4 protein-coding genes are annotated in these 2,508 nt (G+C 56.9%); all 4 read right to left on the reverse strand.

Annotated features, from left to right (window positions below; translation table 11 throughout):
* A partial coding sequence (locus ACETWG_04170; GenBank protein ID MFB0515786.1) for an aldo/keto reductase occupies positions 1-383 on the reverse strand: 383 nt, incomplete at its 3' end.
* Positions 384-416: 33 nt separating this feature from the next.
* Positions 417-1,175 carry a class I SAM-dependent methyltransferase gene (locus ACETWG_04175; protein ID MFB0515787.1) on the reverse strand — a complete coding sequence of 253 codons (759 nt, stop codon included), beginning with the start codon at positions 1,173-1,175 and terminating at the stop codon, positions 417-419.
* Between the two features lie 161 nt (positions 1,176-1,336).
* Positions 1,337-1,933: a hypothetical protein gene (locus ACETWG_04180; GenBank protein ID MFB0515788.1), complete on the reverse strand. Its 597-nt coding sequence runs from the start codon at positions 1,931-1,933 to the stop codon at positions 1,337-1,339.
* Positions 1,934-1,946: 13 nt separating this feature from the next.
* Positions 1,947-2,508: PD-(D/E)XK nuclease family protein (locus ACETWG_04185; GenBank protein MFB0515789.1), on the reverse strand; the 562-nt coding region annotated here is incomplete at its 5' end.

The raw sequence follows: 2,508 nt of genomic DNA on the forward strand, positions 1-2,508 counted from the left end.
GCGATCATGGCCTTCCAGGTCTCGTTACGCAGCCCTTCTACCGGCCAGTGGATCAGATATAGATCAATATACGAAAGGCGTAATTTCCGCAGGCTTTCCTGGCAGGCTTTGATGGTTCGGTCATAGCCGTGGTCGCTGTTCCATAATTTGGTGGTGATGAAGACCGCTTCTCTTGGTAGGCGGCTGTTCTTAACTGCCAGCCCCACGTCCGTCTCATTGCCATACATGGCGGCGGTGTCGATAAGCCGGTAGCCGGCTTCCAGAGCGTATTGTACCGCTTTCCGGCATTCCGCTCCCGGCGCGGCTAGATACACTCCCAGACCCAGGTAGGGCATTTCTACCCCATTATTCAATCTGGCTGTACTGGTTATCGTTTTCGTCACCGGAAAGCGCTTCCGAAGCTTTATTAATTAACCCTATTTCCTCGGCGCCAGTACCTTTTCAAAAATCATGACGTGCTGTTGGGGCAAGATGTCCTTGGTCTCGCGCCAGTTGAGCCCTACCGCGGCCATTTCCCTGCGGGCCTGTGCCTCGGTCATCTTGTGCAGGCGGTGGCGCTTGACGGAGGGATCTTCGCCTCGGAATTCGACCAGCACCGCCAGCCCGCCCGGCTTCAATGCCCTCACCACGGCCGTCATCATTTCCCAGGGATGGGAAAATTCATGGTAAGCGTCCACCATCAACACCAGGTTCACCCCCGTCTCCGGGAGGTTAGGATCAACGGCGGTTCCTAACATTGGTATTACGTTCGTCACTCCGCGCTCTTCAATCCGACGCTGGATGACGTCCAGCAGCTCCGGCTGGATATCCACCGCCAGGCAATGGCCCTGGGGCAGCAGCGGACTGATCCGGAAGGCGAAGTAGCCGGTTCCGGCCCCGATGTCCGCTACTATATCGGTTGGCTTCAACGGGAGACTCCTGAGCAGCAGTTCCGGCTGCTCTTCGGCCTCGCGCGTGGGTCGGTCCAGCCACGACGCCCCATGGTGGTTCATAACCCGAGAGATTTCCCGGCCCATGTAGATCTTCCCGGTACCGCCGGGGCTTGGTTGGCGATAGGTGTAAACCTGGGCGGTATCGGTGATCGTGGAGTCGCGTTGGCTGGCAAGCGCTGGCTCGGTAGCGAGTGCCGGCAGCGAGAGTAGCCCCCAACAGCAAATGACAACCGCGCGCCGCATGAGTATCAAGGGCTGAGGTGGCTTCCGGATAGGGATCGAGGTGTTTCGTGGGATCGGGTATGTTGGCTTGCCGGGGAGTCCCATGCCCCAGGGGCCCAGCTGTAGGAGTCCCGCCACCCAGGTTGCGTTTAGCCTCTGGTTAGGAGTGAAAGTGGGCGCTCCTAGATTCGCTCTTGGATGCTCTGATTGGTTCTGAGGAGCTCCTCGTAGTGGCGCTCAACCATCAGCGTCACATTGCTGGTGATTTCTTCCAGCAGGTCGTCACCCCGCTCCATGTATTCCTTGAGAAAATCACTGCGGGATGACAATCCGCGGATATATCTCCAGCCGGGCCATTTCTCATTGCTGCGGGTAAAGCCGTCGTCTTTAAGTTGGGTCTGGAAATCACTGATCAGGGTGGCCGCGGCGGAGATTCCCGGCACCTCGGTCCAGGTTACGCCGCCATAGAGCGGTAGATAGGTGGGGCCGGCATGTTGCTCAACCCGGAACAGGAGATAGAATTGAGGTGTTCGATCAGGGGGCAGAATGCTCATGCCGAAGTAGCCTTTGGCAACGCTGGTCTCGCCGTTGAATTCATCCAGCTCCACACTCCAGCCTTCTTCCGGCAAGTGGCCTTCAACGTTGGCGCGTAGCTTTTCCCAGAACTGGCGATGCAAGTGGTCCTTGGCCTGATCGAAGTACTTCTCAATGTCCAACGCCAGAAGGAAATTCTCCTCCTCCAGAAGGAAATTGATTATTTCGTCTTCATAAGCATTCATCGTATTTCCTCCATCAAATCTTTTGGATTACCTCAAGGTATTGGAGCACGGTTTCACGCAAATGGGGTGCGCTGATGCCGGGTAGGGCCGCTTTCAGCATCCCCGCGATCTGACCGTGATAAGAGGCCGTAAAATAGGTGGTCGGGTCAGCGGTTTCGGACAGCTCGCCGGTAGGCGTCAAGTAGACCAGGGCCTGGCTGGAGTACCATTCGCGATTATCATCCAGCCAGCTGGCATAACGGGCCAGTTGGTCCGCCTGTTCACCGGCATAAATCTTGTTCTCAATGGCGATGAGGTAGCTCAGGGACGGGCAGGATACGACGATATCCAGGGTCCCCTGGCCGATGTACTTGTGGGCTTCGACGAACCAGGTGTGCTGCTCAATATCATCTTCGGGCGCTGGAAAGCCGCTGTGAATCTGGAGCATGGCATTGATGAAGGCGCGCAGGAACAGGTACTTCTGACTGTGCGCCCCCTGAGGATTGAGCAAGTCCGCTAAAAAGGGCGTGTGAACGTCGTCTTCTCGGGCTTCCAGTTGGAGCACCTTGAAAACATTGAAGGACGGTGCGTGCACC

It is taken from the genome of Candidatus Neomarinimicrobiota bacterium (assembly GCA_041862535.1).
Lineage (GTDB): Bacteria > Fidelibacterota > Marinisomatia > SCGC-AAA003-L08 > TS1B11.

What these genes read in the sequence shown, in the direction of transcription:
- ACETWG_04180 (MFB0515788.1), bottom strand. Translation starts at nt 1,933, where the DNA reads ATGAATGCTTATGAAGACGAAATAATCAATTTCCTTCTGGAGGAGGAG.
- ACETWG_04175 (MFB0515787.1), bottom strand. Translation starts at nt 1,175, where the DNA reads ATGCGGCGCGCGGTTGTCATTTGCTGTTGGGGGCTACTCTCGCTGCCG.